Here is a 25,800-nt window from a genome sequence, read left to right as displayed (position 1 = left end):
TACTTTACATTTACTAAGAACACGGTGAGAAAACGCTAAGAATTCTCTTAATCTCGTCGCGCGGGTAGGGTTACGGTGAAGGTGGTTCGCTCTCCAGGCTGGCTTTTCACCCCGATCGCCCCCCCGTGTAAACGGACGATCTCCCGCGCGATCGCCAGTCCCAACCCCGCGCCCCCGGTCTGTCGCGAACGGGCGTTCTCCACGCGGTAGAAGCGATCGAACAGGTGGGGGATATCTCCCGCGGAAATTCCCGCTCCGGGATTACTAACGGCGATTTCGACCCGATCGCCCCGATCGAGGGCTACAAGCTCGATTTTCCCGCCTTTGGGCGTGTATTTGATCGCGTTATCCAGTAGGTTTAAAAACAAACTGATCAGATAGTCCTCGTGACCGGCAACCATCAGGGGAGATTGAATCCTCGTGGCGATCGATCTCTCCCGCTCCTCGATCGAGAAACGCAGTTGTTCGACCAGAATATCCAAGAGGTCGGCGAGGTCGATAGCCCGCGTTTCCAGCGTTTCCTGTTCCAGACGCGCGAGAAACAGCAAACCGTTGGCCAGCCGGATCAGGCGATCGACTTCCCCCTCGATGTCCCGTAACGCGCCGGCGTACTCGTCCTCGGATCGGGCGCGATTTAACGTCACCCCGATCCTTCCCTTGATCGCGGTCAGGGGAGTGCGTAACTCGTGGGAAACGTCGGCGGTAAAGCGTTTTTCCCGCTCGAACGCGGCCTGAAGACGATCGAGCATCCGATCGATCGCGATCGCCAACCGGCCGATCTCGTCCCGCGCGCCCCGATAGCGAACCCGTCGGCTAATGTCGTCCGGATGGATGGCCTCGGCGGTACCGATCACCCGATCGAGCGGTCGTAACGCGCTGGCGATAACGAATATTCCGCCGAATCCCGCCAGTAACATCACTAAAAGCGAACTTACGACCAAAGGAACCAGCAATCCCTCGGAAGCTCTCGATATAGTATCGAGGGACTTTCCTATCTGTAGCCAGCCCCGATCGCTCGCGAGGGGTTGACTGTACACCCGACAGAATCCCGAACCACAGGGGAGGTCGCTATAGCCGAACCCGATCGATTCCCGCGGGACGAGCGCGTCAAAATCGCCGCTCTGGTGGAGAATTCGGAAATCGCTGGCGAGTAAACGGACAAAAAAGCCTTGATGTTTTAAATATTGAATAAAATCTCGATCTTTTAAAATATTTTTCCCGTCTCCCCCCGCGTCGATCGAGTGATAGAGAATTTCCGAGGCCGTCACTTTTAGCGTCGTGTCCAACTGCTCGATCGAGACCGATTTTAACTCCAGATACAGATAAATATTGCCGAACAGGACACAAACGCCGAATAAAAGTAAATACCAGGCGGTTAGGCGGATTTTGAGACCGATCGCCCTCGATCGGGGCCGGCGACGCGTCACGATCCCTCGGCTTTCAAACAATAACCGACTCCCCGCACCGTATGGAGCAGGGGATAGGAAAATCCCCGATCGATCTTCCGTCGCAAATAACCGACATACACATCGACCACGTTAGAATCGCTATAAAAATCCAGATTCCACACCCCCTCGCCGATACTCGTGCGCGACAGCACCCGATCGGGATTCCGCAAGAAATGTTCTAATAATTTGAACTCTAAAGGACTGAGATCGATTAAACGTTCCGCCCGCCTAACTTCCCGCTTCGCCAGATCCATCGTCAGATCGCCCGCCCGCAGTTGTAAATCGAACTGTAGCGGGGGACGGCGTTGTAAAGCGCGTAATCGGGCGAGTAATTCCGAGAAAGCGAACGGTTTTACTAGATAATCATCCGCCCCTCGATCGAGTCCCGTCACCCGATCCTCGACACTATCGCGCGCGGTCAACAGTAAAACAGGGGTCAAAATCTTGCGTTCCCGGATTCTCGCGAGCAAGTCCAATCCGTCGATACCCGGAAGCATCAGATCGAGAACGATCGTATCGTAGGAACCGGAAAACGCGCGTTCCTCTCCCTCGATTCCATCCCCGGCCACCTCGACGAGATAACCGGTTTCTTTCAATCCCTGACTGATAAATCGGGCGATTCCCGGTTCATCCTCGATTAACAGTATCCGCATAACTCCGGCGCGTAGGCGATCGACCCTTCATTCTACCGGGTGGCAGGAGACAGGAGGCAGGAGTCAGGAGGCAGGAGGCAGGAGGCAGGAGGCAGAAGGCAGAAGGTAAGGGAGTAGGGAGTAGGGAGTAGGGAGTAGCGTTTTATCACCCTTTTTGTGGGAAACCAAGTTTTTAGGTTTTTTTGATCCAGATCAACAGGATAACGCTCTCCCCATCACCCCATCTCCCCATCATCCCGCGTTCTGCCAGCGTTTTTTCCATCGATTCGTCGGTTCTAGGGGACTACTTTCCTGTTCCTCGCGACGACGCTGGAGAATGATCTCGGCCGTGTCCGCGAGGGTCGGATCGCGGTAGGGAACCGCCGCGCGCGTCTGTAAATGTTCCCGTTCCTGTAACGAGAGCGGTTCGGAAAACGGGAGAAAACGGGCGATCGTGCCGGGTGATTTCCTTCCCACGCTCTCGGTCGCCCCGATCGACAGTCCCGCCATCCCTAACGCGGTTCTCACCGACGCGGCACAGGAATAGGTCGCCAGATCCCCGGCCGGATGTAAACACCTCGCCACGAGTCCGAGAAATTCCCCCGTCCACAACTGCGGGCATTTGGTCGGGGAAAAAGGATCGAGAAAAATCGCGTCCGCTTGAAACCCCGTCTCGACAACCGTTTGAATCGTCTGTCGCGCGTCCCCGATCAGTAATGTCGCGTTGACATTTCCCGCCTGTAATCGGTGATCGCGGGCGAGAATGGCTAAATATTCGGGAATCGGAGCGTTCCACCCCTGTAGTAAATCTTTCTCGATCGCCTGTCGGGGAATCTCTCGATCGTTCTCCAGCGCGACGATCTCTACCCGACAATCGGCGTTGACCCGAAAAATGGTCTCCAATGCGGTCGCCGTATTATACCCTAAGCCGTAACAAATATCAAGGATCTTTATCTCTCCAAATTGTCGCGCCCGATCGGCCACGCGACAGACCGCGATAAACTTTTTCTCGGCCTCTTCTCTCGCTCCCGAGGTGGAGTGATAGGTCTCCCCGAACTCGTCGGAAAAGAACGTGTACGAACCGTCTTCGGTAGGCTGTAGGTGGTAAGGCATTCGGGGTCGCCGGACCGAGGGATAAAGTAACAAGGGTCGGCATCTCCTAAAACTTAAGATAAAGGAAAATTTTTTAACACAAAACCTATTTTTCTTTCCTCCTGACTCCTGACTCCTGACTCCTGACTCCTGACTCCTGACTCCTAACTCCTAACTCCTGACTCCTACCCTCGGCATCTCCCCCACGTTCCCGCTCTCGCCGCCTCGGACGTGGTAGACTCGAAATGATTCGTGTTTTTAGTCGCCGACCATGCTGAATCCTTCCGTTCGTCAAGAATCGCGGTACGAACCGGCCGCCGTGATCCCCCTGAAAAAAGATGCCTCGATTTTAGAGTGGCTTCAGAAAAATAATCGCATTATCGCCCGCGACAAGGTGGAAGAACCCGATCTCCTTCTTGAAGAGGATGTGGAACTATCTGAACTGATGGATGTCGATGATATGGGTTACGATGACGACGATGATGATGAATTGGTCTTAGATGAGGACTAATTCCGTCTCGTAGCCCGATCGAACCCTAAAAATACCGCGCGGGAGAGTCGTGAACGCTAAGATTTTTTCTCCATCCATCTGGAAACAACCGACGGGAACCCAACTGCTGATCTTACTGATAGCGTTGTTGTGCCTGTTGGTTGTTTTCTGTAAGGGACAAGTAGCCCTTTTGCCCTATCTACTCGTTAGCTCGATCGTCAGTGGCGGTCTCGGCTTTTCCGTCGTGCCGGTTTTGCGACGCTTGAAAGCGGGCCAGATCGTGCGCGAGGACGGGCCGCAAGCGCACCTGAAAAAAGGGGGAACGCCGACGATGGGCGGGATTTTCTTCGTTCCGGTGGCGGTAATCGTCGCGATATTATGGTCGCGGTTCGACGCTGAAGTTATCGCCGTTTCTCTGCTCACGTTGGCCTACGCCGGGATCGGTTGGCTGGATGACTGGAAGATTCTCCGTCGGAAATCGAATAAGGGCATTTCCCCGCGGACGAAGTTAATCCTACAGATTAGCGGCGCGGTTTTGTTCTGTATCTGGATGCTGGTTCACGGGGTGAGTACCGACGTGATCCTTCCCGGTGGCTGGATTCTCCCTTTGGGGCTTCTCTTTTGGGCTTTAGCCGGGTTCGTCATGGTTGCCGAGAGTAACGCGACGAATTTAACCGATGGGGTCGATGGATTGGCCGGGGGAACCGCCTCGATCGCTTTTTTGGGTCTAGGAATCATTGTCGCTCCCGAACACCCGGATCTCGCCCTTTTCTGCGCCTGTTTTAGCGGGGCCTGTCTGGGCTTTATCTTACACAACCGCAATCCCGCGAAAGTATTCATGGGCGATACCGGCTCTCTCGCGCTCGGCGGTGCGCTGGCCGCGGTAGGATTGGTGAGCGGCAATCTTTGGGGATTATTCTTAATTAGCGGCTTGTTTTTCCTGGAATCTTTATCGGTGATCGCTCAGGTAACTTATTACAAGGCGACGAAAGACGAGAGCGGTCAGGGTAAACGCTTGTTAAAAATGGCTCCTTTCCACCATCATTTAGAATTAAGCGGCTGGACGGAAACGCGGATCGTCGGTGTTTTTTATCTCGTTAACGCCCTCCTCTGCGTGTTGGCGATCTATAGTAGTTAAATGACTTCAGAATTCCATCATATTCCCGTGTTGAGTCGGGAGTTAATCGCGGGGTTGAACGTTCGATCGAACGGGCATTATCTCGACGCGACGCTAGGGGGGGGAGGACACGCGCGCTTAATTCTGGAAGCGTTTCCCGATACGAGAGTGACGGCGATCGATCGCGATGAAACGGCGTTAGAAACCGCGAAAATTACGTTAGCCGATTATCTCGGCGATCGCTTAACATTATGGTCGGGAAATTTTGCGGATTTTGACCCGAAAGAAACGAGATTTGACGGGATTATCGCCGATTTGGGGGTGAGTTCGCCGCAGTTCGATCGGGGCGATCGGGGCTTTAGTTTCCGGAATACCGCGCCTCTAGATATGCGGATGGATCGCCGACAATCGTTAACCGCGGCGGATATTATCAACCATTGGGAGGAGGAAGAATTAGCCGATCTATTTTACGAGTACGGGGAGGAAAGATTATCGCGTCGGATCGCGCGATCGATCGTCGGTAAACGTCCTTTCGAGACGACAACGGAACTCGCTGAAGCGATCGCTCGTTCCGTCCCCCGCAGTTACCGTTACGGGCGAATCCATCCGGCTACCCGCGTTTTTCAAGCCCTCCGGATCGCGGTTAATCAAGAATTAGAATCGCTAGAAAAATTTCTCGAAAAAGCGCCGAACTGGTTAGTCCCCGGCGGGATTATCGGGATTATCAGTTTTCACAGTCTCGAAGATCGGATGATTAAATATCACTTTCGCGATCGGGAAATTTTACAGGTTATCACGAAGAAACCGATCGTTCCGACGCGCGAGGAACAGGAGGAAAATCCCCGTTCTCGTTCCGCGAAATTAAGACTGGCGCGACGGCTATAATGGCTATAATAAGGTACGGCGAGGGCGAGCGCGAAAGTTCCGCGGTTGAAATCGAAACCAACTCGCCACAACTGTATATAAGGCTATGACAGTACAGCCTAGAAAGATTAAAATTTACATAACCGCCACTGGCAGGATTCCTTTTCGGGAATGGTTCGATTCCTTGCGAGATAGGCAAGCTCAACTAAGAATAAGATCTAGACTCGCTCGTGTTAAAGTCGGTAACTTGGGAGATAGTAAATCTGTCGGGCAGGGAGTATTCGAGCTTAGAATCGATTACGGGCCGGGTTATCGCATTTATTTCGGACAAGACGGGTTAACGCTCGTGGTGCTTCTTTGTGCGGGAGATAAGAGTACACAACAGCAGGATATTTATCAAGCCCAACTTTATTGGAGGGATTATGGAAACAGTCAAAGCACCGAGGACTATTGATTATCATGAATGGCTGATTGAATCCCTACAAGATCCCGAGGAACGCGCGGGGTATCTGGAAGTGGTTTTAGAAGAAGGTGGTGATGAACCTCGGTTGTTACCCGAAGTTTTGAGTAATGTTGTCGAGGCTTATCGGGTTGGGAACGAGTTTTCCGAGTCCGCGCGTCAACGGTACGATCGACTGTTAGCGCTGTTAGCGGAAAGTGGCGGCGCGGAAATTTACGCCCTCGTGGAATTTTTGGAAGCGATCGATCTGCAAGTCCGGATCGCCGTTAAACCTTCCGAAAATCAAGATCCCTGACCGCTTTTCAGGGGGTTTCACCTTCGATCGCGGTTCGGAATAACCCGACGCGGATTTATTTCAATTCCACTCTCTGGCCGTAATTTAACAACCTCGCGAGCGTTTCCAGGCGATTTCTCCACACTTGTACTTGATAGGGAAAAACTTCTTTTTGCGAGAACATCCATCGATCGAATCGATCGCTAAATCTCGATAAAGCGTATTGCGCGGCGGAAAAATTAGCCGGGTTCGGATCGGTTGCCAGTCGATCGAGCTTTTTCGCCACCTCGCTCACTTCCTGTTCCCACGTCTTCAAAGCTCCCTCGTCCATCGCCAGAAAATTATTCGTCTGGAGGAAATTCCATTCCTGACGGAGTACCTGAAAACGCGCCGCCGCGGTTTTAAACGGTTGTCGGTGGGGTAACGGTTCCCCTTTCCGGGACGTGATCGCGCCCTGCGTCCGGTTTAAAAGTACCTGTAGATTGGGATTTAAATTTTCCGTGGCGAAAAGGGCGAAACCAGCGGTCGGGAGATTGCGGATAAATTGTAGTTGATCGATCGTCACGGGATCGGGAACCTTTAACAGACGGATACCGGGAATAATTAAACTCGATCCCGCGCTCTCTCGATCGAGGACCAATTCCGTCTTATCCTCCAACGTTCCCGTATCGAGCGCGTAGGTCATCAAAAAGATCATATCCACCCATTGATTCCGCCCCCAATTCTCCCAGTGTTGTTGGATGCGATAGAGTCGTTCCTGTTTCGCCATCGGGAACACGGCCACCGATAGTTTTAGATCCGGGCGTATCCCCTTGAGTCGGGTGGAAACGAGCGAGACAAAAGAATCGATCTGCTGGATTTTAAACGCCGTCCAACTCTCCCAGAGCGGATTTCCCGGAGATAGGGTAATCGGGTCCACTCCCGTCATCTGTTGGAAAAGCGTCCGCGAGGCTTTGCCGTAGCCGTAGGTTTGATTCGATCGAGGGTCTTGGAACGGATAGCGGATGTAATCCAACTGCACCCCGTCCACGTCGTAATTCCGGACGATCTCCTCGTACAGAGAGACGAGATAATCCTGTACCGCGGGATTGGCGGGATCGAAAAACGCCTTTCTCGACTCGCGGCCGTAGTCGAACGCGCCCCCGGATTTATTGGTCGCGCCCCAATCGGGATTCCGGGATAAAACGGGGCCGAGATAATTTTTCGGTTGACCGAGAACCTCGTTATGCTTTTGATTGGCCGCCGCGAACGCCCAAACCCACGCGTGAATCTCCATATTCCGCTCGTGGGCTAACTTGACCGCCGCCTTGAGGGGGTCCCAACCGCGGGTGAGGGGATTCTGTTCCGGGGCGACGCGACTGGGATAGATAGTGTAACTGGCGTTGACCGTCTCGAAAAAGACCAGATTAATGCCCGCCTCGGCCATGCGATCGAACACTTTCGCCAGATCTTCCTCCGATCGGGCCTTGACGATCGTACCCCGATCGAGCCACATCGCCCGGATCTCCGGCTGGGCGATCACCCGATCGGTCGGGTAACTATCCCATAACCCGCGCCGGGCCTCTAACCAGAATTCCCGGGCCCGGGCGAACTCCCCGCGCGCCACCAACTGCTGGAAATCGTTTAACATCGCCCTAGCGCTCCCGATCGACTGACGAAAACGTCGGCCGTTATCGGGAGACTCGTTTTTCGCCCCCTCCCGCGCTTCCGGTTCTTTTTCCTTATCGATCGGCCATCGACCGCCGTTTCCGGCCTCCGCCGCGAGTAGGGCCGTCCCGTAGCGACCGATCAATCCCTGTAGTTCCTCGCTCATCCTCTGGATATCCCGCGGGTTGAGCGCGTCGCGATCGCGGATCGTTCGGGGGACAACCGCGGTCGTGGTCGGCGGTGGGGGAGGGGTAGACCGGGTACTCGCCGACGGGGGAGCCTGCCGACGGGGGGCCGGCGCGGTGGGTAGAGGGGCGGGGGTAACGCGGGCGATCGAGCGTTGATTACAATCGTTTCCCCCGGTAGAGTCCGGGCCCCGATCGATGCCGTAGCGTTGTAAAGCCGCCGCTATCCACGCGCTATCCACTTCGATGGGGGCTACCGCGTTCGTTCCCCAACGCCAACCCAGAAAAGTAGAATTGGTCGTCACCACCACCGCGGGGGGATTCTCTTTCGCGCCCCACACCGCGGCCGTTTGACTATTCACGCCGGTGGGAATGATCACCCCACCAACCAGACTCGTGGCTAAAGGCCTTTGATTTTTAAACCCTCCTAGATTAGCGGGACGGAGGGTGTAGGACCGCGAGTTCGGGTATCCCCAATAAGCCCCGAAGATCGCGCGCAGTTGATTGCGAATCGCCGCCTCGGAAAGATTCCCCGTCGGCCCGGTGACGATCACTTTCCCCCCCCGATTCATCCATCGGCTCAGGGAAGAGGCTTGTAGACCGCTAATATTCTCGACGTTGGGCAGTAACAGGACACTCACCCGCTCTAGATCCCCGTCTCCGCGCCAGTTTTTACTCTCTAGAACGCAATAATTCACTCCGGCCGTCCGCAGGCGATCGGAGATCTCGGGCCATTGTCCGGCGTTTTCCGGACTTCGCAATACCGCCACGGGAGCGGCTAGAGCGGCAAGGGGTAGGGATAGGCCTAGACCGGCGGATAGAGAGAGAAGTAAGGGTATTCCGAGGAATTTCCCGAGTTGAAAAGACGGTCCAAACACGTTTTTTTCCCTTGTTTCAGAGCGCGAGAGAGCGAGTGTACCTAACAAATTGTAAAATCAATCCCGCGTTTTGACACCCCGGCTCGGTTCTCTTTAGTAGCGAGATCGACCGCTTGGATCTCCCCGTTAACGCGCTCTCTTGGTAAAATTCAGAGCGAATCTACCCGAATTTCCCGTCACAATTCTCAACCTATGCCCGAAGTACGCTTTCAGATCCGGTGGCCCGATGGAACCGAGGAGATCTGTTATTCTCCCTCCCTGGTGGTGAAACGGTATCTCGAATCCGAGGTCGAGTACGAACTAGCTGATTTTCTAGAGCGATCGCGCGCCGCGTTACGGGAGGGGAGCGATCGGGTGAAAGCGAAATTCGGCTACCCCTGCGGCCTGGCTTCGGCACAATTGCAGAGTTTGGAAACTACCGCCGCCCGCTATAGCGATCGACCCTCCGCCAAGGTTAAATTACTGAAATTTATCGAATAATTCTCTCGAAAGCTCGCCCTATCCGGTAATTTCTCGATCGGGCGAGGTCTAGGAAACCCGAGAATTGTTGAATAGTAGAGATCGATAATCGAACGCCCTGTCTCCCGGCGCGGGGTTGAAAATTCTCGGGGATCTCTAAAATGGAAAGTGACTATATACGCGGGGGAGCATCTCGAATATCCTGATAAGTGAGGGTTAAGCGGTTGGGAGTCAGTAACGGGCGAGTAGGACATCGATCTCGCTCGATCGCTTTCCCGTTCGTCTTGGTTATCTATCCGTTAACAATGTTTCTCTCATGGCTTATCGAGTAGTGTGGTCGTCTAAAGCGATCGAGGACGTGGACGCGATCGCCACTTACATCGGGCGGGATTCCCCCTCCTACGCCGCGGCGGTCGTTCGCAGGATTCTCGATACCAGCCGCTCTCTAGAGACTTCCCCGCTATCGGGAAAACACTGCGCCGAGTTTAGCGATGAAACGATCCGCGAGAAAAGCGCCTACACCTATCGCCTCATCTATCAAATTCAAGGCGATTCGGTGATCGTGGCGGCGATCGTTCACACGAAAAAATTACTCGATTTCGACGGATAAATCCGGCGGGGAGATGGGGGGATAAGGAGTTCGGAGTGAGGGGTTCGGAGTGAGAAATCAAGATAGAGAGGAGATCATTTCGGGAAAAAATCGAGAGTTTCGAGAAATTTACTCCCTATTCCCTACTCCCTACTCCCTTCCCTCCTGCCTCCTGCCTCCTGCCTCCTGCCTCCCACCCCTAATTCCTGCCGATTTGATTCCCCAACTTAGCCGCTAATTCCCAGCGGATTCGGTTGAGGATCGAGGCTTCATCGAGGGAATCGAGGATACGGGTAACGACGGCTTTCGGCCCGTCCGGCCCCCAGGTCGCGCCGTTGGCTAGATAGGTTTTCGTCACCTGACCGATGGCGTAACCAGAAACCCCGGCGACCCCGGCTTGCGCGAGAGCGATCGAGGTGTAGGGGAGTAGCGAGATCCCCCCCGTCACGGGCGCGCCCAGTCCTAGCAGACCTTTTAGAGAACTCAAGCCCAAAGTCGTGAGAAATTCGCTGGCGCTGATTCCCCCCATACCGAGGGCGATTTTTTGCAGGAGACCGATCGCCCCGGCGCGGGTGAGATCGATACCGTACAATCGCGATAGGGCGAGAATCATGGCCACGTCGATAATCGCCCCGGTAAAGAGATCGAACACCGTCACCGGGTTAAGGGCGATCGCCGCCGCTTTCATCATCACCGCCCTCTGGATTAACCGATCCGCGGCCTCGCCCCGAATCGCCATCTTACGCGCGACGATCCGTTCGTTTACCTCGTCGGCGTACAGGAGAGAATTGAGCGCGATTAGCGATTTTCCCTCCCGATCGAGAATTTCCAGGATTTTTAGTTTTAAATCTTCCACCCGCGGCCGTCCCCGGAAAGTACGCCGTTGCAGTTTGCCGTCGGCATCGATCGAGGCCTCCGTGACCAACGGCGACGCGGCCACCATCACGATCTCGTCGGGAGAGAGTAATTCTTTCACCCTTTCCGAGACGATCTTGTTATAGATCGCCATCCGATCGGCCTCCGGGTACTGATCGATTTTATTAAACACCAATATCATCGGTTTGCCCGCCTCCCGTAACCGCGAGAGGGCGGAAAATTCCACTTTCGTAATATCGCCCGATACGATGAAAAGGAGTAAATCTACGTGTGTGGCGACCTCACAAGCCAGAAGTTCCCGCGTTTCCCCGTCTACCTCGTCGATTCCCGGTGTATCGAGTAGTTGTACCGTGGCGGTTCCCTGACTGTCTAGGGTGAGACGTTGGAGGTTCGGCAGGTTATCATCGGCGCGTAAGTGCCAATCCACCCCGTCGATCGCCCGGGTGACTCCGTGCAGGGGGCCGGTTTGAAAGATTTCTTGACCGACGAGGGCGTTTAAAACGGAGGATTTACCCCGTCCCACCATGCCGAAAGCGGCGATCTGCACGAGATCCCGATCGAGTTTTTCCAGCATTCCCACCAGTCGATCGAGCTCCGCTTCCAGTCCGACTTTTTCCGGGGAAGTCAGATCGAGGCGATCGACCAGTTTGCCGAGGGACGCGCGCGCCCGCTTATAGTTGAGTTCTTCCTGAATCGTGCCGACATCGAAGATCGCTCGATCGATATCTTCGGGGTTCCAACGGCCATCGAGGAACGGATCGTCAGTCATTACAAGGGTTGTTGAATAATCGGCTCCTAACCCCAGTATAGTTTAGGATACCGGCGATCGTCGCCACGACCAACCGGGAGAGGGGAGGACGGATCGCCACGTTCTTCAAGCCCAATAACGGTAGCGGCTAGATAGATAGCGCCTCAAGAGAGTTTTAATTTTTGCCGGAAGTCTACGGTTGACCGTTGACAAGCCCTAGCGACACGTCGCTCGCGCCGTTTCTTGTCCGGGAAAGATATGACAGGAAAAAGGGATATTGACTTCTACAATAGGGGTAGAAAATTCCCCGCCCGCTATTGTCGCTCGATTCCCATGAAATTCGCCCATCTACTAGGATTAGGGAAGAAATCGCCTATTATCTTCGTATTTCTAATTATTTTCAGCTATTTAGGCAATTATTTTCATCTACCTCTATTTTTCGGTCTGGATTTTCTGTTCGGAAATATTTTCGCCCTGATCGCGGTCTATTTCTACGGGACGCTCGCGGGAGTTCTGACGGCGGCGATCGGTAGTAGCTACACGTATAGTCTTTGGGGACATCCCTACGCGATGGTCATCATGACCTGCGAGATCCTTTTCGTCGGTCTTCTCCTGCACCCTTCCCGTCGGCGGGGATTCGGGTTAAGGTTTTTTTACCGGGCCGCCGATTTCTTTCTCCGTCACCATAACCAGAGTCTCGTTTTGCTGGCCGGTTTGTACTGGATCGCCCTCGGCATTTTCCTGGTGCTGATTTTTTACGGGGGAGTGATGAGGGTTCCCCCGGAACAACTCTGGTTAATCGTGACCAAACAGACGGTTAACGAAATTTTTAACGCGATTATAGCCAATTTTATGATTTTCTACCTACCGATCGCCCGTCTCGTCGAAGGACGCGCGCGACGGCAGGAACTTTCCCTTCAGGAAACTTTATTCAATCTCTTCGTGGCTTTCGTGTTCTTTCCCTCGCTGATCCTGACGGTGATTAACGGACAGCAGAGCTTTCAGAACATCGAGACGGCGATCCACGCGGAATTAAACACCGCCACCGCGGGAATCGTCAATCATCTCGACGAGTGGTACAACGATCGACTGCTGGTTCTCACCGCTCTCGCGAGAGAGTATTCCCGACAAGAATCTTTCTCCCCGGCGGAATTACAAGAACGCATCGACGTGCTAAAAATCGCCTTTCCCTTCTTTCTCGAACTGTACGTCACCGACGCGACGGGTAAAGTCGTGGCCGCGTATCCGGGGAACGACGGGGAGGAAGAATCGAAACTCGGCCAACACGTCCTATCCCCCGACGATTTTCGGGAGATCTCGCGCGTCGGACAACCGAGAATTCCGAGAATCCATACCGACGCGGTCTCGAACTCCCCGCGCGTCGATCTTCAAGTGCCGATTCGGGTCGGGGGAAATTTTCGCGGGGTGGTATACGGTTCGATCGACGCGGGACAACTGCCGGGTCTCCTGACGGCCAACCATCCGAATATTCGCAATATCCTACTCGATCGGGAGAATCGGGTGATCGCGGACAGTCAAAAACAACTCGCCGTCGGTACAGCGTACAACCCGCGGGAAAACGGCGAGATCCGCGATATCGATCGATTTTCCTTTCAATGGCTCCCTCCCTATACCGCCTATACCCCGATCATGGTGCGTTGGAAGCGATCGTTTTACGCGCGAGAGGTACCGGTCGGAAAGATCCTGCCCTGGAAAATCGTCACCAAGCTCCCCACCGCTCCCTATATCGAATCCCTACAACGTCTGTATTTAAAAAGTCTATCGTTGATGTTAATGATTTCGTTTCTCGGATTGGCGGTCTCGAAAGCGGTGAGCGATCGCCTGATCCGGCCGATTTTAGAGCTAGGGAAACGAACGACCGATATCCCGGCGAAAATTGTCGGGGATAGAATTATCGCGGGAGAGGAAACGATCCCCTCGTCCGGGATCGCCGAACTGGACATTCTATCGGGGAACTTTCAGACGATGACCCGCGCGCTGGGAGAACAGTTTCGAGAGTTGAACGAGGCGAAGGCGAACCTGGAAACCCGTGTCGTCGAGAGGACGCGGGAACTGCTGGAACTGAACGAGGATCTGACGCGGGAGATCCAACGCCGGCAAGAGGTAGAGACGAGCCTGCGCGAGAGCGAGGAACGATACGCGCTCGCGGTTTCCGGGACCAACGACGGTATCTGGGATTGGGATCTCCGTTCCCACGAGGTTTATTACTCGCCGGTCTGGATGAAGATCGTCGGTCACGCGGACGCTCCCCTGCCCGCTAAAGTGAGTTCCTGGATCGAGAATATTCATCCCGAAGATCGAGCGGGGGCGATCGAGGCGATAGAAGCGCATTTAAACGGTAAAACTCATTTTTTCGAGCATATTCACCGGATAAAACACCGGCGCGGCCATTATATCTGGGCGGAAGCCAAGGCGAAATGTATCCGCGCGGAGTCCGGACAACCCTACCGTCTGGTGGGGACGCTCGACGATATCACCGAGAAAAAACAGGCGCAGGAAGAGTTACGACGGGCGAAAGAGGCGGCGGAAGTTGCGAACACGGCGAAAAGCGAGTTTTTAGCCAATATGGGTCACGAGATCCGCACCCCCCTCAACTCGATTTTGGGATTCTGTCAACTGATGCTGGATACGGAAGTCGATGAGCGGGCGCGTTCTTACCTGGAGTCGATCGCCACCGGCGGGCGCGCCCTGTTGACTCTGATTAACGATGTTCTCGATCTATCTAAAATCGAGGCCGGGAAGCTCCAGCCGGTCTACGAACCGATCGCCATCCGGCAGTTACTCGCCGAGATCGCGCATATTTTCTCGATCGAGGCGCGACAGAAATTTCTATTCCTGCGGGTGCGGATCGAGGATAGTCTGCCCCCGGCGATCGATTTCGACGAGGTACGTTTACGACAGATCCTGTTTAATGTGGTCGGCAACGCCCTGAAATTTACCGAACTGGGCGGTGTTACCCTAACAGCCCGGGCACGGACAAGCGCGGCCGCGGACGGTAACGAACGTTTCGTGGACATGATCCTGACGATCGAGGATACGGGGATCGGCATACCCGCGGATCAGTTCGATCGGGTGTTCGAGATTTTCACCCAGCGATCGGGACAGAGTACCCGCGAGTACGGTGGTACGGGATTGGGATTGACGATTACCAAACGTCTCACCGAAATGCTGGGGGGACGGATCGAACTCTCTAGCGAGTTGGGCAAAGGAAGCCGGTTCACGTTTCTTTTCCCGAGGGTGAGGGTGTCGGAACCCGCGACCGAGGGATCGATCGGGGGGAGCGAGCGCGATCTCTTTGGATACAACGGGTTGACCCCGGTAGACACCGACGCTCTCCGCGTCCGGGCCTTCTTCCCGGAGGAAAACTATCCGAACGGGGTGGCAAAAGCCAGCTTACTGGAAAAATTGCGCCACGAGCGGGATACTCGTTGGAAAGACCTGATTAAAACCATGAAAACGAAGGAACTACGCCAATTCGCCGCTAATATACAACAATTAGCCCGAGAGTTTCCCCGCGACGCGCTCCAAGATTACAGCCGGCGCTTATCCGAGCGCGTCGAGAGCTTCGACGATCGATTGCCGGAAACCGTCGCCGAATTTCCCGATCTGATCCGCTCGATCGAGGAAAATTGATCTCGGGAGGCAGGAGGGAAGGGGAAAGGGAAAAGGGGAAAGGGGAAAAATGAATCGATTAAAAGTAGTCTTTTTCCGAAAATATCTCCCATCTCCCCATCCCCCCATCTCCCCATCTCCCTCACCTCCCGACACCCCATCTCTCGCGAATCACCTATGATCGCTTTTAAGTTCAACCCCGAAGACTGTTTGATTCTAGTCGTCGATGACGCGAGTAAAAATCTGCAACTCGTCATCGAGATCCTCGATAACGAGGGTTACGCGACCACCTTCGCCAGTAGCGGGAAACAGGCGATCGAACGGGTCAAGAAAGCCGATCCCGACCTGATCCTGCTCGATCTGATGATGCCGGAGATGGGGGGGATCGAGGTCTGTCAGATTTTGAAGCGAGATCCCCGTTATCGCGAGATCCCGATTATCTTCCTCACCGCCAATAATGACAAGGAAAATATCGTTCGCGCGTTCGATAGCGGCGCGGTGGATTACGTGACGAAACCTTTTTATAGTAACGAACTTCTCGCTCGGGTCAAAACCCATCTAGAACTGAAAAAAACCCGCGACGAACTCAAAAAAGCCAAGTCTCAACTCGAAGAATCGATCGTCACCGACTATTTAACCGGGGTTCCGAACCGTCGGGCGATTTTTACGTTCGGTCAGAAAGAATTCCAACGCGTCGCCCGTTATAGTCGATCGTTTTCCGTGTTAGTTATCGATATCGATTATTTTAAAAAAGTGAACGATACTTTCGGTCACGCCGCGGGAGACGAAACCCTGATCTCCGTGGCGCGCGCGATCCGCGATTGTCTCCGGAACGTCGATGGTTTCGGACGCTGGGGCGGCGAGGAATTCGTGGCGATTCTCCCCGAAACCACGATCGAGAACGCCCTTTGCACGGCAAAACGCATTTGTCAAGCGATCGGCGGTTTGAAAATCTCGATCGGCGATCGAGAGATCTCGGTCACTCTCAGCATCGGTGTCGCGGGTTATCAAAAGGAGGATACCCACCTCGAAACCGTGATCGAACGCGCCGATCTCGCCCTCCTCGCCGCGAAAAATCAAGGCCGCGCCCGCGTTGTCGCCAATATCTAAATACCGAGGTCAAATGAATCGCGCGTCTCGCTCACCCTATTGCCTGTTGCCTATCCCGACGGGAAAATTAATGTGGCACGACCCCTTAAAATAACTCCCATTCCCGCGTTCTCAAGCGTTTCAGCGTGGAGAGGCGGGCGGTAAAGTAACCGCCGTCCAAACGGCTGTAATCGGTCAATTTCGTATTATTCAGATGGATCGCCCAAGACCAGATATAGGCCGCTTGGGTGAGAGATTGTAGGCTCGATCGCTCGATCGGGGATAATTTCGCGATCTCGTCGTATCCCTCGATAAACGCCTGACGAACCTGACGGTGTACCCCGGATTGTAGGGAAACTTGCAGGAATTTCGCCAGATCGAAGACGCGCCAACCGTAACCGCACTGATCGAAATCGAACAGGGTCATCTGATTATCCGCGGTGATATGCACGTTGCCACTGTGGGGATCGCCCCAACACACGTTCCAGTAGGGGGCGCTCGCGGGTAAACGCGCCATCACCGTCTCGATCTCGGCGATCGTCTCGACGAGAAACTGTAAATCCGCCGGACGCTGGTGTAGGAAGGGCGCGATCGTCTGTAGGGAATCGCGGAGGAGATATTTCGAGTCGAGGGGGTGACGGTGGGCGAGAGTTTGAAAATTACGCGAAACCTGATGGATTCTAGCGACGATCGAGCCTAATTTACGGGCTTGATCGGGGGTGAAATCGCCGATCGCCACCTGTCCGGGCGCGAGGGGGAAAAGAACCGCGTACCGTTCACCCTCCGGCGCGGTAATCTCGACGGATAATTCCCCGTCACGAGTACGGATCGGGGCGGCCACGGGAACCCGCCATCGATCGAGAAAGTCCAACAGTTCAAGCTCGAAATCGATCTCCGATTTCCCCCGCCAGTGACAGTGGGACACGCGTAGGATATAGGAGGTCGTCAGGGTTTCCAGAAGATAGACATCGCTCAATCCCCGATGCCAGAACTGACAGTTTTTCGGCAGATCGATCGGGTAACGGGAGAGAACGAGATCGGCCAGCGCGGAAGGAGATAAAGTAGAATAAACGACGGGAAACGCCCGATCGACTCGCGAGGGGTCGGCCGACGGGGAATCGGTCGATAATGAGGCGATCGAGGAAAGAAAAGTCGTCACGATTCCCTCCGAAATTACTAATCCCTGAAAATAACGCCCTGACTGAACCGTTGGTCGCGCGGGTAGACGTTACGAACGCCTGGATCGTTACTATGGCCAGGTATATTACAATCTGCCCGATCGCTTCGTATCTTTGACTACATTCTCTAGAGGATCTAGGATCGGATCGTCGATCGCTCCGTTATTTGTTGTAAGGTATAGTGTATTTTATGACCATCGATCCGCGGGAAATTATCGATTTAGCCCTAAAATCCGGCGCGTCGCGCGCTGAAGTTTATCAATCCTCGTCTATCTCCCGTCCCGTATTTTTCGAGGCGAATCGTCTCAAACAGTTAGAGAGTTCCGAGTCGGAGGGAACGGCGCTGAGACTATGGCGCGAGGGGTGTCCGGGGTTAGCGGTGGGTTACGGGGACGTGGAGCCGTCGGTTCTGGTCGAGACGGCTTTAGAATTATCCCGTCTGAACGTGCCGGAGGAAATCGAATTCTCTCCACCGCGGGAGGCGATTTATCCGGAGGTGGGACGCTCGATCGAGGTGGAAGCGTTAATCGACATGGGAACGGAGATTATCGCCCGAATTCGGGACAAATACCCGGAGGTACTCTGTAGCGGCGAGTTGGAATGCGAGCGGGACACGACGCGATTGGTCAACTCCGAGGGGCTGTACTGCGAGTATATCGATACCGCGGTCAGTTATTACGCGGGGATCGAGTGGGTGCGGGGCGAGGACTTTCTCGCGGTGTACGATGGAGAGTACACGCGGGGAATCCCGAATCCCGACCCGATCGTCGAGCAGTTACTCCAGCGTTTACAATGGGCGGAAGCGAATGTTAGTCCCCCCACCGGACGCGTGCCGATCCTGTTCACTCCCAACGCGGCGACGATGTTGTGGGGAACGGTAGCGGCGGCTTTGAACGGAAAACAGGTTTTAGAAAAATCCTCGCCGTGGAGCGAGAAAATCGGCGAATCGGTGGTTTCCGAGCAGATTACCATGAGTCAACAGCCCGATCGAGATCCCTACGGCTGTCCGTTCGATGACGAGGGAACCCCGACGCGCTTTCTCTCCCTGTTGGAAAAGGGACGGGTGAGGGAATTTTATCTCGATCGAACCACCGCTCGAATTCTCGGCAAACAGACCACCGGAAACGGTTTTCGCCCCAGTTTAGGCGTTTATCCCATGCCCGATCTGGTGAATCTAATCATCGAACCTGGAGAGGGAACTCTCGCGGAGTTAATCGCGGGACTCGATGACGCGGTGGTGATCGATCAGATTTTAGGTCACGGGGCGGATATTTCCGGGGATTTTTCGGTGAATATCGATCTCGGTTATCGGGTACAGAAGGGGAAAATCACCGGCCGGGTAAAAGATACAATGGTCGCGGGTAATGTCTACACCGCGCTACAACAGACGATCGCCCTCGGCGCGGATAATCAGTGGAACGGTTCGTGTTACACTCCCTCGATCGTGGTCGATAGTTTATCGGTGGTGGGGTAGGTTATCCCGCTCGATCGAAGCGATCGATCAACTCCTCGCGACTGGATTCTAGGAGTAAGCGACTGGACTCCGCGGGGGATAATTCTAACAGGGCATTGACCACTCGATCGAGCGTTTCGTCTAACTCCCCGAAGCGGACTCGTAGGAGGTTTTCGATCATCGATCGTTGTCCTTCCTGTTGCCCTTCCTGTTTGGTGGCTTCTTTCCACTCCAAGTACACTTGAGATAAGGTCATAAATACCTCTCGATCTTCTTCGTCTAGCTTATTTTGAATTTCGACGCTCACGCGCCAACTAACCAGCAATTCCAGCACGTTTTGACGGAGAGAGTCGTCTCGTTGCAGGGTTAGCAATTCTCGAACGGCCCGATCTTGGGTGCTTCCCCGTCCGAGAAGTCGTAGCCACAGGGTTTCGGGGATGTCGGGTAGCCGGTTAATGGCGACGATCGCCGTCCGGAGAAACGGGGGGAAAAAATAGATTCCCTCTAACCAATCTTCCTTTAATTTAGCATTGAACCCTTCTAGGAGGGCGGGACTTGCGGAAGGGGCGAGAATCCAGAGAGAGGGTAAATTTTCCTCGTTATAGGCGGTATTCTCCCGCTTTGCCTGACGTTTACTTTCGGCGAAAACGGTAAACAGTTTTAACAGGCAGTCGCGGACTTCCGATCGAGTGGGAGAGTTGCGATAGGGTTCGATGAGAGCGGTATTTCGAGCGATTTTACCGAGGATTCCCAATCGATCGGGGTCGATCGCCCGATCGGGGTTCGGCGAGAAAAAGATATCGATCTGCCGGGTTTCGTCGGTGATCTCTTTACTGATTTCTACGGTTCCTAGAGAGGAGAGGAGTTCTTCTAGGTACTGTTTGGCGAAGCGATCGTGCGGCTGTCGGGTCATGAACGGAATCGATTTTCTCGTTATTCCCTATCTTAATTCTCGCGGGTCTCGCTGTCGATCGAGCGCGGCGCTCATCCCTCCAAACGCGAGCGATTTACCCCCGAACCCGATATACTTTGATATTTTAGCCAGAAGCGCGATTTTTAGGGCGGGATAAGTCGATCCGTATGTAACAATAGAAAGAGGGTTGAAAAGCTTATCCCGAATTAGAGGGATAAAATATTCGGCGGGTGATCGACTACAGAAAGAATTTACAGAAAACGGTTTATGCAGGATCTACCCTCGATTTCTCCCCGTACCCGTCGCGCGATTCTCGATCGATTCCGGATTTCCTATCTTCGGTTAGTCCTTCTATTTTCCGCGCCGATTATCCTCGCGATAGCCTGGCATTGGCATCGGCCGCGCTACGGGAATAATGGTTTTCCCTATACTTATTCCATTCCGATCCTGATTTTTGCCAGTATTTTAATCAATGCCATTTCCTTTTATTTTCAAGGGAATTATCTTCGATCGCTCTTACAACGAACCGATATAGCGAGCGAGTTTCGGGTGATTTCTTTTACCTTTCGGTTTTATTTCTACAATCTCGCGGCGGCGATCGGGCTATCGATCGCCAGTTTTTATCCTTTATTAATTACATTATTTTTCTTCTGGATCTATCCGGTAATTTTCTGGCTCGTTCCCTATCATCTAGCGATCGGCTTTCTTCTCGGCCGGGGAATTTTAGAAGATTTAAACCGACAAATTCAGTAGAAAGAAGCCGCGGAAGCGCTATCTAAAAAGAGCGTCGCCCCGGGGATTTCTCGAAGGATGGAAGCCGGACAATTCGTGTCGATTTTTCCTCCGAGCATCTGTTCGATCGCCTGTATTTTTCGTTTTCCCGTCGCGAGACAGAAAATTTTTCGAGCTTGGAGAATCGCGGGGATCGTTAGCGTGAACGCGTATTGCGGTACGGTTTCCACGGTGAGAAAATGACCGTTGTTTACCTGTTGCTCGCGATTTTTGATATCTAATTTCACGATTTTCACCAGACGCGGATCGTGGAAATCGGCTACCGAGGGTTCGTTAAACGCGAGGTGTCCGTTTTCGCCGATTCCGAGACAACAGAGATCGAGCGATCGTGCCTGTAAAAGTTTCGTGTAGCGATCGCATTCCTCGATCGGTTCTAACGCGTCTCCCTCGATATAATGAAATCGCTTCGGTTTGATCAATTTTTCCACTCGCTCGCGCAGATAACGACGGAAACTAGAGGGATGAGCGGCATCGATTCCCAGATATTCATCGAGGTGAAAAAATTCGATCCGCGACCAATCTAAATCCTCGGAGTTGACGAAAACATCGAGAAATTCTATTTGAGAATTGCCCGTGGCGAGGATTACGGAAGCGGTTTCCCGATCGCTCAGCACGTCCCGTAAATAGTCTCTAGACAAAAAAGCAACGTCTCGGGCTAATTCGGTGACGGATTCATAGATCCGCACGGATAATTTATCGATCGTGAAAGTTTTGACGGGATCGCGCGATCGGGGGGGACGGGAGCGATCGATCATGGCTTTTCACTCGACGAGACGGGATAGTTTTTATTGTTAACAAAATTGTGGACGGGCGATATTACGTTTTTTGAAGAAGCGGGAAAATCGCCGATCGCTTTACCGGAGCGCGCGGATCTAGATCTCTAGCGCGCGCTCCCGATAATTTTCGGAAAAGAATCACCATCTCGGAGAGCGGGGGGTTTCCGAGCGGTATTGTACCTCGATCGTTCCCTCGCAAGATTTCCAACCGGGAAAAACGAGCCAATCCTCCAACACGCTCACCCGATGACGTAAATATTCCTCGTTTTCCCGCATCCGTTGTTTCCAGGAATCGGTTTGAGCGCGTTGAAGCGATAGACGGCACACCAGGAGACCGATCCAGGCTAATCCCAGCGCGACGCTCGCCACGCGGAGAAGCAAACAGAGCGCGACGAACGGCTCGGGATGGTTCAACGAGAGCGGTTCCCCGCACGTTCCCATCGCCAAAAGTAACCCGGCGATCGCTAAAGACGAGCCAGGATAGCGAAAGGAAGTAACGAAGAGAAATAGGCTAATTCGGTGGCATATTAGGCTGATATTCGACCCGATTCGTTTCCAGAGGGGTAGTTTGTAGCAGTGAAGAGTTAACGGAGCTTTCATGGAGATCCCCGATCGTGGATAGTTTACGGCTAGAGTTCGAGAAGACCGTGGCGCGCTTCCCACTCTAAACTCTCCATTTTCGCGGGAGGGATAACCGAATCGTGTTACGTCTTTTGAAGCGCCGACGTTCTCGCGGGAATCCTTCGATCGAGCGAGGATACCGCTTTCATTCCGGGCTAATTGTTCGCGGGAACGAGTATACATCCTCGGCTATTAAGCCCATCGAACGCTGAGGGCGTTATTTTGCAAGCTGAATTCGCTCGGTTGTTTTCCCGATAGGATCTCGCGGAAAAATTCGTACAGACGATCTTGAAAAGGCTTTCTGGCTTGAAGTTTCACGCCCTCGATTACGAAGAGGCCGCCTCTCGTGAAACCGATCAGTTCTAAACTCTCGAATTTGTCTTTCTCGCGCGATAACCGATCGACGAGGGAAACTAGATCGGGAACGAGGGAATCGGTCTCGATCGAATCTCTCGTGATTAGTCCCCGCTCGATGAGATATTCCAGCCGTTCGAGGGTTAATGCGAAGGTTCTCGCGGGTTCTTTCGATCGATTTAATCGAGCTTCCCAAATGGTCATCTCTATGGTTTTCATAGCTTTTCCGAAAAATCCCGTACATTTTATCCACTCCCACACTGTACTTGATTTGGAGAGAATGACCGGTGATTCTTCGCACGGGTAGATAGGTTTTCGGATCACCATCGAGAGGATAATGTAGGGGCGCGGAGAGCGATCGAACAGGACATATCCGTACTCTGCCACAATCCCCCGAAAAATGCGATCGTCTGACGGCGATAATCGGAGAGAAAAGAGGAAAGAGAAGAGGGAAAAAGAATTAAAGAGAAGAGGGGAAGAATCCTGAGCGCGAACAGACCACCCGAAAACCGAAATAGCTGACGACGATACCGGGATGGTTCCTGCCGCGGTAGGCAGAGCGGCAATAGACAGGATCGGAGTGCCAAGAACCGCCCCGCAGACATTTGATTTTTTGAGAACGATTATCATTCTTGCTCCACGCGCTCCCATCATCCGGCGCGCCTCGATAAGTGTCGTGCCAGTCATCCTCGCACCATTCCCAAACATTGCCGTGCATATCGTACAGTCCGAACGCGTTCGGGGGAAAACTTCTCACGGGGGTTGTTTTTGCCCTATACTCTCCTTTCAGTTCTTTCCGATAGCGAATGGAAGCGCGATAGTTAGCCAGTTCTCCCGTTAGGGTTTCCCCGTAGTGAAAGGGGGGATATTTCGGAGGATTTTTGACCCTAGTTTCCTGAATCGCCCGACAAGCGTACTCCCATTCCGCTTCACTCGGCAGACGGTAATTTTTTCCCGTTAGTTTACACAATCTCGCGCAATACTCGATCGCGTCGTACCACGTCACTTGTTTCACGGGTTGATTATCGCCTGTAGATTGGCTTGGATACGGGTTTAAATATTGTGATACCCGTAAATCTTCACGAGAAGCGATCGCGCGCCATTGGACTTGCGTTATCGCGGTCTGTCCCATGTAAAAGGCATTTACTTTTACCAGATGTCGGGGTTTCTCATTGCTATAATCTTCTTCTTCTGGCGATCCCATCCAGAACTGTCCCGCGGGAATTCGGATCATGGTTAGGGGTTCGATTCCCTTTCCTAGCGGTTCCTCGTAGTAGTCCGCGGTGACGGGTTCGCGTTTGACGATCTCGCCTTTTTCGTTCACGTAGACCGTTTCCGAGGTAAAACGTTTGAGGGTTCGGATTTTCTCTAACTTATCCAATAAAGCTTTCTGTAACTCTCCCTGACTAACCTTACCGAGATCTAACAATCCCTCGCGGTCTCCTCTAGCATACGCGGAAGCGACCTCGGTAAAAGTGATAAGGGGTTCGTAATCGGTTAACGCGGGGGACAGGGTATCGGTGAGAGAGGCTAGTCTAACCAGTCGTATCCGATTATTCGCCGTTATCGCTTCTCGTAGGGCTTTTTTCAACTCTTCCACCGCTTCACTCGGTTCTAGATAGGCGAGGGCTGTCCACGCTTGGGTTTGTCGGTAGTTTTGTTGACTGTCGTTTTTATCCAGTTCGTCCTGAATATAGTCTTGCAAAAGTCGGGCGATTGTTTCGATTTCCTGCCGATCTAACCGTTTTAATAAATATTCCCGCGTCTCTCGTTCCATTTCGTACAGATCCCCCTCTACCCGATGCACCAAACTGGAGAGGAGAACATCGGCGATCGCGTACCACGGGGCGGTTAATTTTAGTTGAATTCGTAGATAATGAAGCAATTCCGGAGTTAATCCGAGGGGAAACGCGCCACGAGTAGCGAGATCGAGGGTTTCTTGCCCGTAGTCGAGTCCGAGGACTTTTACCCGACTTGCCACGGACAGGGAATAATAAGCCTCGTCTTCCGTGTCGGGAACCGATTCCGGCTTTAGGGTTCGCGGGGGGATGGCTTCCCCTTTCAGCCACGTCACCATCCGGCTAAATTCCGTATCGAGCGCGAACATGGTAAAGTTCGGTAGATCCGCATCGAGATCGGCGATATCGATCGCCGTATTCCCGAACCATCGCGGACTAGGCAGGGGATTCAGCCACGCTACCCGATAAAATCGCCCCGTCAAGCGTTTCAGTTCTCTCTCGGTTTCTTCCAGCCTTTCTCGGCTATATCCTCCCCTAGCAACACCCGCATCACTGTAAAGAATACAAACCGTTTCTCCCGCGGGATAGATGTCCAGCATTTCCGCGAGGGGTATACTCTGCCAACCGCTATCGTTTAGATAGACCTGTTCCCCGATGACGTTATCGAAATAGTACCGCGGAACAGCTTTCCAAGCCTCCCCCCACAGTCTCCCGAAACCCGCGAGGGGAATCATCGATTCGGATCGATCGATCAAAAGTACCACCGTCCGACGGTGCTGTTGTCGGGGTCGGTAGATCGGGCGATCGAAAAATCCCCGTTTTGCCGTCGCGATGACTGTCGCGACAACATCCAATTCTCGGTAAGGACTCGCTATAGGTAGCGGCCGCAAGCCCTGCCAACTCTCATCGAGTTCATTCCGACCAACGGGGTAATATTCGTATCTATCCTTCTGTTTAAGACGGGATGGTGTTTTTGGTTGAATAGCCGTGGCGATTTGGAGGGGTTCTATCTCCGGTCGGGGTCGTTCTATATCTAGTTGGGGTCGTTCTATCTCCGGTCGGGATCGTTCTATCTCTAGTTGGGGTCGTTCTATCTCTAGTTGGGGTCGTTCTATTTCTAGTTGGGTTCGCTCTATATCTAGTTGGGGTCGTTCTATATCTAGTCGGGGTTGCTCTATCTCTTGAGGAACTTCTGAATCGATCGAGTCTTCCGTTACGATCGTCTCTAGAATCGATTCGATTCGATCGATCTCCCGCGAAACCCGCGCGATCATTTCCTCCCACGCGGTATCGAAAAGTTGTTGCTGGTGGGGAGATTTTACCCAAACGGTTTGACAGATCCGCTTAATTTTGGCAATATCGGCGATCGATTCCGGGTTGGTGTCGAAAAGTCGGATTAGATACTCGGTGACGCGGTAATATTGTTCGATCGAGAGGGGTAAACCTTCCTCCCGCAGTTGATAGAAAAAATCCAGTAGCGGTAATTCCATCGT

The 25,800-nt window shown here is 53.3% G+C and carries 23 protein-coding genes; 11 read left to right on the top strand and 12 right to left on the bottom strand.

What is annotated here, in order from left to right; all coding sequences use genetic code 11:
• Positions 1-47 precede the first annotated feature (47 nt).
• The 4 genes from V0288_RS12720 to V0288_RS12705 all read right to left on the bottom strand — a co-directional run bounded on the left by V0288_RS12720 (position 48) and on the right by V0288_RS12705 (position 3,467).
• On the bottom strand, positions 48-1,427 hold the full coding sequence (locus tag V0288_RS12720; RefSeq protein ID WP_332865481.1) for a sensor histidine kinase: 1,380 nt from the start codon (positions 1,425-1,427) through the stop codon (positions 48-50).
• Complete coding sequence (locus V0288_RS12715; RefSeq protein WP_332865480.1) at positions 1,424-2,101, bottom strand: response regulator transcription factor; 678 nt, start codon at positions 2,099-2,101, stop codon at positions 1,424-1,426. Before V0288_RS12715 ends, V0288_RS12720 begins: the two co-directional genes overlap by 4 nt.
• Before the next feature lie 231 nt (positions 2,102-2,332).
• Positions 2,333-3,193, bottom strand: coding sequence for a tRNA (5-methylaminomethyl-2-thiouridine)(34)-methyltransferase MnmD (locus tag V0288_RS12710; RefSeq protein ID WP_332865479.1), 861 nt, complete (start codon positions 3,191-3,193; stop codon positions 2,333-2,335).
• Positions 3,194-3,278: 85 nt separating this feature from the next.
• Complete coding sequence (locus V0288_RS12705) at positions 3,279-3,467, bottom strand: hypothetical protein (protein ID WP_332865478.1); 189 nt, start codon at positions 3,465-3,467, stop codon at positions 3,279-3,281.
• Here V0288_RS12705 and V0288_RS12700 point away from each other — a divergent pair.
• From V0288_RS12700 to V0288_RS12680, 5 genes are all read left to right on the top strand, one after another.
• Positions 3,444-3,683 carry a DUF3134 domain-containing protein gene (locus tag V0288_RS12700; protein WP_332865477.1) on the top strand — a complete coding sequence of 80 codons (240 nt, stop codon included), beginning with the start codon at positions 3,444-3,446 and terminating at the stop codon, positions 3,681-3,683. The two genes, V0288_RS12705 and V0288_RS12700, sit on opposite strands and share 24 nt — an antisense overlap.
• Positions 3,684-3,732: 49 nt before the next feature.
• Positions 3,733-4,800: a phospho-N-acetylmuramoyl-pentapeptide-transferase gene (mraY, locus tag V0288_RS12695; RefSeq protein ID WP_332865476.1), complete on the top strand. Its 1,068-nt coding sequence runs from the start codon at positions 3,733-3,735 to the stop codon at positions 4,798-4,800.
• Positions 4,801-5,664, top strand: coding sequence for a 16S rRNA (cytosine(1402)-N(4))-methyltransferase RsmH (gene rsmH / locus V0288_RS12690; protein WP_332865475.1), 864 nt, complete (start codon positions 4,801-4,803; stop codon positions 5,662-5,664).
• 85 nt (positions 5,665-5,749) lie between these two features.
• Positions 5,750-6,097 carry a type II toxin-antitoxin system RelE/ParE family toxin gene (locus V0288_RS12685; RefSeq protein WP_332865474.1) on the top strand — a complete coding sequence of 116 codons (348 nt, stop codon included), beginning with the start codon at positions 5,750-5,752 and terminating at the stop codon, positions 6,095-6,097.
• Positions 6,066-6,398, top strand: a complete 333-nt coding sequence (locus V0288_RS12680; protein WP_332865472.1) for a hypothetical protein — start codon at positions 6,066-6,068, stop codon at positions 6,396-6,398. Before V0288_RS12685 ends, V0288_RS12680 begins: the two co-directional genes overlap by 32 nt.
• 55 nt (positions 6,399-6,453) lie before the next feature.
• Here V0288_RS12680 and V0288_RS12675 read toward each other — a convergent pair whose 3' ends face one another.
• Positions 6,454-9,087, bottom strand: a complete 2,634-nt coding sequence (locus V0288_RS12675; RefSeq protein WP_332865471.1) for a glycoside hydrolase family 10-like protein — start codon at positions 9,085-9,087, stop codon at positions 6,454-6,456.
• Between the two features lie 192 nt (positions 9,088-9,279).
• Here V0288_RS12675 and V0288_RS12670 point away from each other — a divergent pair, with 192 nt between their 5' ends.
• Both V0288_RS12670 and V0288_RS12665 read left to right on the top strand, forming a co-directional pair.
• Entirely contained in the window at positions 9,280-9,567 is a 288-nt protein-coding gene (locus V0288_RS12670) for an MSMEG_0570 family nitrogen starvation response protein (RefSeq protein ID WP_332865470.1), read from the top strand.
• A gap of 295 nt (positions 9,568-9,862) precedes the next feature.
• Positions 9,863-10,156 (top strand): type II toxin-antitoxin system RelE/ParE family toxin, encoded by a 294-nt coding sequence (locus V0288_RS12665; RefSeq protein WP_332865469.1) that lies wholly within the window; start codon positions 9,863-9,865, stop codon positions 10,154-10,156.
• A gap of 178 nt (positions 10,157-10,334) precedes the next feature.
• Here V0288_RS12665 and V0288_RS12660 read toward each other — a convergent pair whose 3' ends face one another.
• A complete protein-coding gene (locus V0288_RS12660) occupies positions 10,335-11,780 on the bottom strand; it encodes a GTP-binding protein (RefSeq protein WP_332865468.1) in 1,446 nt (481 codons plus the stop codon).
• A 312-nt stretch (positions 11,781-12,092) separates the two neighbouring features.
• Here V0288_RS12660 and V0288_RS12655 point away from each other — a divergent pair, with 312 nt between their 5' ends.
• Positions 12,093-15,413, top strand: a complete 3,321-nt coding sequence (locus V0288_RS12655; RefSeq protein ID WP_332865467.1) for an ATP-binding protein — start codon at positions 12,093-12,095, stop codon at positions 15,411-15,413.
• A 156-nt stretch (positions 15,414-15,569) separates the two neighbouring features.
• Positions 15,570-16,502, top strand: coding sequence for a diguanylate cyclase (locus V0288_RS12650; protein ID WP_332865466.1), 933 nt, complete (start codon positions 15,570-15,572; stop codon positions 16,500-16,502).
• A gap of 85 nt (positions 16,503-16,587) precedes the next feature.
• Here V0288_RS12650 and V0288_RS12645 read toward each other — a convergent pair whose 3' ends face one another.
• Positions 16,588-17,640 carry a phosphotransferase gene (locus tag V0288_RS12645; RefSeq protein WP_332865465.1) on the bottom strand — a complete coding sequence of 351 codons (1,053 nt, stop codon included), beginning with the start codon at positions 17,638-17,640 and terminating at the stop codon, positions 16,588-16,590.
• Positions 17,641-17,849: 209 nt separating this feature from the next.
• Between V0288_RS12645 and V0288_RS12640 the strand changes: the two genes are divergently transcribed.
• On the top strand, positions 17,850-19,133 hold the full coding sequence (locus tag V0288_RS12640; RefSeq protein WP_332865464.1) for a TldD/PmbA family protein: 1,284 nt from the start codon (positions 17,850-17,852) through the stop codon (positions 19,131-19,133).
• Position 19,134: 1 nt separating this feature from the next.
• Here the strand turns inward: V0288_RS12640 and V0288_RS12635 are convergent, their stop codons facing one another.
• Positions 19,135-20,025, bottom strand: a complete 891-nt coding sequence (locus tag V0288_RS12635) for an RpnC/YadD family protein (RefSeq protein WP_332865463.1) — start codon at positions 20,023-20,025, stop codon at positions 19,135-19,137.
• Positions 20,026-20,292: 267 nt separating this feature from the next.
• Between V0288_RS12635 and V0288_RS12630 the strand changes: the two genes are divergently transcribed.
• Positions 20,293-20,778 (top strand): hypothetical protein, encoded by a 486-nt coding sequence (locus V0288_RS12630; RefSeq protein ID WP_332865462.1) that lies wholly within the window; start codon positions 20,293-20,295, stop codon positions 20,776-20,778.
• Here the strand turns inward: V0288_RS12630 and V0288_RS12625 are convergent.
• From V0288_RS12625 to V0288_RS12610, 4 genes are all read right to left on the bottom strand, one after another.
• A complete protein-coding gene (locus V0288_RS12625) occupies positions 20,772-21,572 on the bottom strand; it encodes a glucosamine-6-phosphate deaminase (protein ID WP_332865461.1) in 801 nt (266 codons plus the stop codon). The genes V0288_RS12630 and V0288_RS12625 overlap by 7 nt on opposite strands.
• Before the next feature lie 159 nt (positions 21,573-21,731).
• Positions 21,732-22,193, bottom strand: coding sequence for a hypothetical protein (locus V0288_RS12620; protein ID WP_332865460.1), 462 nt, complete (start codon positions 22,191-22,193; stop codon positions 21,732-21,734).
• 213 nt (positions 22,194-22,406) lie between these two features.
• A complete protein-coding gene (locus tag V0288_RS12615; RefSeq protein WP_332865459.1) occupies positions 22,407-22,787 on the bottom strand; it encodes a hypothetical protein in 381 nt (126 codons plus the stop codon).
• Positions 22,788-23,028: 241 nt separating this feature from the next.
• The gene (locus tag V0288_RS12610; RefSeq protein WP_332865458.1) at positions 23,029-25,797 is read right to left on the bottom strand and encodes an SUMF1/EgtB/PvdO family nonheme iron enzyme; all 2,769 of its coding nucleotides are present in this window, start codon (positions 25,795-25,797) and stop codon (positions 23,029-23,031) included.
• Positions 25,798-25,800: the final 3 nt, after the last annotated feature.

Origin of the sequence: Pannus brasiliensis CCIBt3594, assembly GCF_036688125.1 — a bacterium.
Taxonomy (GTDB): domain Bacteria; phylum Cyanobacteriota; class Cyanobacteriia; order Cyanobacteriales; family Microcystaceae; genus Pannus; species Pannus brasiliensis.
This window is presented reverse-complemented; position numbering and strand designations above follow the sequence as displayed.

Coding starts and splice junctions, on each gene's coding strand:
- V0288_RS12715 (WP_332865480.1), bottom strand. CDS start 2,101: ATGCGGATACTGTTAATCGAGGATGAACCGGGAATCGCCCGATTTATC.
- V0288_RS12710 (WP_332865479.1), bottom strand. CDS start 3,193: ATGCCTTACCACCTACAGCCTACCGAAGACGGTTCGTACACGTTCTTT.
- V0288_RS12700 (WP_332865477.1), top strand. CDS start 3,444: ATGCTGAATCCTTCCGTTCGTCAAGAATCGCGGTACGAACCGGCCGCC.
- rsmH (WP_332865475.1), top strand. CDS start 4,801: ATGACTTCAGAATTCCATCATATTCCCGTGTTGAGTCGGGAGTTAATC.
- V0288_RS12685 (WP_332865474.1), top strand. CDS start 5,750: ATGACAGTACAGCCTAGAAAGATTAAAATTTACATAACCGCCACTGGC.
- V0288_RS12680 (WP_332865472.1), top strand. CDS start 6,066: ATGGAAACAGTCAAAGCACCGAGGACTATTGATTATCATGAATGGCTG.
- V0288_RS12670 (WP_332865470.1), top strand. CDS start 9,280: ATGCCCGAAGTACGCTTTCAGATCCGGTGGCCCGATGGAACCGAGGAG.
- V0288_RS12665 (WP_332865469.1), top strand. CDS start 9,863: ATGGCTTATCGAGTAGTGTGGTCGTCTAAAGCGATCGAGGACGTGGAC.
- V0288_RS12660 (WP_332865468.1), bottom strand. CDS start 11,780: ATGACTGACGATCCGTTCCTCGATGGCCGTTGGAACCCCGAAGATATC.
- V0288_RS12655 (WP_332865467.1), top strand. CDS start 12,093: ATGAAATTCGCCCATCTACTAGGATTAGGGAAGAAATCGCCTATTATC.
- V0288_RS12650 (WP_332865466.1), top strand. CDS start 15,570: ATGATCGCTTTTAAGTTCAACCCCGAAGACTGTTTGATTCTAGTCGTC.
- V0288_RS12640 (WP_332865464.1), top strand. CDS start 17,850: ATGACCATCGATCCGCGGGAAATTATCGATTTAGCCCTAAAATCCGGC.
- V0288_RS12635 (WP_332865463.1), bottom strand. CDS start 20,025: ATGACCCGACAGCCGCACGATCGCTTCGCCAAACAGTACCTAGAAGAA.
- V0288_RS12630 (WP_332865462.1), top strand. CDS start 20,293: ATGCAGGATCTACCCTCGATTTCTCCCCGTACCCGTCGCGCGATTCTC.
- V0288_RS12625 (WP_332865461.1), bottom strand. CDS start 21,572: ATGATCGATCGCTCCCGTCCCCCCCGATCGCGCGATCCCGTCAAAACT.
- V0288_RS12620 (WP_332865460.1), bottom strand. CDS start 22,193: ATGAAAGCTCCGTTAACTCTTCACTGCTACAAACTACCCCTCTGGAAA.
- V0288_RS12615 (WP_332865459.1), bottom strand. CDS start 22,787: ATGAAAACCATAGAGATGACCATTTGGGAAGCTCGATTAAATCGATCG.
- V0288_RS12610 (WP_332865458.1), bottom strand. CDS start 25,797: ATGGAATTACCGCTACTGGATTTTTTCTATCAACTGCGGGAGGAAGGT.